Source organism: Ferruginibacter sp., assembly GCF_031430955.1.
In the GTDB taxonomy this organism is placed as follows: domain Bacteria; phylum Bacteroidota; class Bacteroidia; order Chitinophagales; family Chitinophagaceae; genus Ferruginibacter.
Genome location: NZ_JANPCM010000117.1, coordinates 1 through 2,744, shown reverse-complemented (window position 1 = coordinate 2,744; position 2,744 = coordinate 1). Strand labels below are relative to the sequence as shown.

Genomic DNA, 2,744 nt, shown 5'->3' with positions numbered 1-2,744 from the left:
TTTTACTTGATGCAAATTATTAATCAAGAAATTTTTAGCGTAACAAAGTTTTCGATATTTACTTTTTACTACAAAATGACTACTCAAAAAATAATACTCGTTTTTTTACTTATAGTACTCTATTCTTGTGGTCAGAACTCTGCAAAATATAAAGTCAACAAAAACGCTGTTAATCTAAATAAGAATGCAATGGAGTTGGTAAAATATATTTCAAATACCGATAGTGCTCAAAAAGCTATTAATCTTTTAGATAGTGCAACAGGTATAGACAGTAATTATTATTTAGGCTATTTTAATAAACTTATGTTTTTGAATAATCTTAAGCAGTATGATAAAGCAATATCAGCAACTAAAAGTTTAATTAAATTAAGACCTCATGCACACGACCTTTATATTTTGAATGGAGTTTTTTTTGAAAAAGTAAATGATTCTATTTCTTCAAAAGGTTGTTTTGAAAAATCATTAGCGATATGTAATTCTGTTTTGGACACAATGAATTTAAGTAACATGGACTATGAAATGATTGTAATAAATAAAGCAGTAAATTTAATAATGCTGAGCAAAAATGCAGAAGCAAATGGCTTACTAAATAAATTTTCTAAAACACAGCAAGAAGGGAAAATGAAAAATATTACTTTATCAATGATTAATTTAAGTAAAAAACAATTAATTGAGTTATACTACTCCGGCAATTAAAGGAAACAAAAAAAACACATCACCCCATCCCTAACTCATAAAAATAATCCTCCACCCTCTTCCATCCATTCTTCTCATAAACAGATTGCGCCGTAACATTATCTGCACCAGTTTGTAACAGCAACCATCTGGCACTGGTTTCCATACCAAATTCTTTTGCCTGTCGCAGTAAAGCCGCAGCAATACCTTGTCCACGTGCATTTGCATCAACATACAAATCGTTTAGCAACCAGGTACGTTGCAAACCCACGGAAGAAAATATGGGATACAGCTGGCAAAAGCCAACTGCATTACCATCAGCAAAAGCAATAAAAATAACTGATTCGTTATTGGTTAATCTTTCCAGTAAAAAATCAGTAGCTGCTTTAATATTAGAGGGTTGTTTATAAAACATGCGGTAAGCATCAAATAATGGTGCAGCATATTTTACATCTTCAGGAATAGCTTTTTTAATTTCTACCAGCATTTTACTTAATTTAGTTATCAATAATACTTCTTTTCTTCATTATAAAAAATACAAAATGATAAGCTGGAGCGATTTTGAAAAAGTAGATATGAGGGTGGGAACAATATTGGAAGTAAATGATTTTCCCAATGCAAGAAAACCATCTTATCAACTTACCATCGATTTTGGCGAATTGGGTATTAAAAAATCTTCGGCACAAATAACAGCGCTTTATAAAAAAGAAAATGTAGTGGGCAAACAAGTAATTGCAGTAGTAAATTTTCCTGTAAAACAAATCGCTAATTTTTTCAGTGAGTGTTTAGTGCTGGGTGTGTACAACGAAAACAGTGATGTGGTTTTATTGCAACCATCACTGCAGGTAAAAAATGGTTGTAAGATTGGGTAATATTTTATTACAGCATTTTAATTGCACCGTCCTTCAGGGCGGTGAATATTGGGTTTTGTTGTGAGGGGCTTTAGCCCAACAAATTTTGGCTAAAGCCTAAAACAATTATAAATTTTATCTCTGCTTTGAAGGGCAAGGCAATTGATAAAATTTTTACTCAATTACCTATGTTAATATAATAACTAATTGCAGCTTAAATAAAAATACATGAACATCGAAATTGTATTTTATCAATCACCGCTTGGTGTGCTGGAAATACGCAGCACCGGCAATGCTATTTCGGATGTATTGTTTTTAAACAGCTGGAAAGGCAATAAAATAAATGAAGCAGCAATTGATTTTGTAGCACCCAAATCTCCCGTAATAAAAAATTGCATTAAACAGTTAGATGAATATTTTGCAGGTAAAAGAACAGTATTCAGCATGCACACATTGCAGGTAGGTACCAATTTTCAGCAAACCGTTTGGGCAGCACTCTGCAATATCCCTTACGCAAAAACAATAAGTTATTTAGAATTAAGTAAACGCATTGGCAATGTAAAAGCCATCCGTGCAGTGGGCACTGCCAATGGGAATAACAGTATTTGTATAATTGTTCCCTGCCACAGGGTTATTGGCAGCAATGGCGATTTAATTGGTTATGGCGGCGATTTATGGAGAAAGAAATGGTTGCTGGAACATGAAGCAAAATACGCTTATGGCGTACAAACTTTATTTTAAAAAGTGGTGCTCAACTTTATTTTCTCTTACCAAAAAGTACAGCAACATACGCTGAAAAGAAAAATTGCTTTTGTTTATTATACAGCATTTGAGGAATTTTTTTTGCATAAAACTCCGCATTCACCCCTATTTCCAAAGCACTCACCAGTTCATTTAATTTGCCGTAATCAAAACGTACAGCAGGTTTAATATAAATGCCCGGCGTAACTTTTAAATGTTTCCAGCCGGTACCAAAATTAGGACCAGCCGCTGTTTGGTCCCTATAAGAATCAATAAATAGTAAACTGTCCGGCGAATCGTAACTTACAAATGTTCTTTTGCCTGCTTTATCCACTTCAATTTCATACGGTCTTAATAAGCCGATACAAAGCCCACCACCTAAATTACCTGTTACACTCAATCCATTCTTATTGCTTTTATTACCCAGTAAAATTTGTTGTTGTACCCCCAGTTTAACCGGGTAGAAAAAATTTAATT

Annotated in this window: 5 protein-coding genes; 3 read left to right on the top strand and 2 right to left on the bottom strand. The window is 33.3% G+C overall.

Translation table 11 applies throughout. From position 1 onward, the window contains the following. Positions 1–696 (top strand): hypothetical protein (locus ACY65O_RS03220; RefSeq protein ID WP_462219410.1); only part of this gene is annotated, 696 nt, incomplete at its 5' end. Positions 697–715: 19 nt separating this feature from the next. Here the strand turns inward: ACY65O_RS03220 and ACY65O_RS03215 are convergent. Next, positions 716–1,162: an N-acetyltransferase family protein gene (locus tag ACY65O_RS03215; RefSeq protein WP_462219409.1), complete on the bottom strand. Its 447-nt coding sequence runs from the start codon at positions 1,160–1,162 to the stop codon at positions 716–718. A gap of 55 nt (positions 1,163–1,217) precedes the next feature. Here ACY65O_RS03215 and ACY65O_RS03210 point away from each other — a divergent pair, with 55 nt between their 5' ends. Continuing rightward, entirely contained in the window at positions 1,218–1,547 is a 330-nt protein-coding gene (locus ACY65O_RS03210) for a tRNA-binding protein (protein ID WP_462219408.1), read from the top strand. 207 nt (positions 1,548–1,754) lie between these two features. Then, positions 1,755–2,267: a methylated-DNA--[protein]-cysteine S-methyltransferase gene (locus ACY65O_RS03205; RefSeq protein ID WP_462219407.1), complete on the top strand. Its 513-nt coding sequence runs from the start codon at positions 1,755–1,757 to the stop codon at positions 2,265–2,267. Between the two features lie 16 nt (positions 2,268–2,283). Here the strand turns inward: ACY65O_RS03205 and ACY65O_RS03200 are convergent. Next, positions 2,284–2,744: hypothetical protein (locus ACY65O_RS03200; protein ID WP_462219406.1), on the bottom strand; the 461-nt coding region annotated here is incomplete at its 5' end.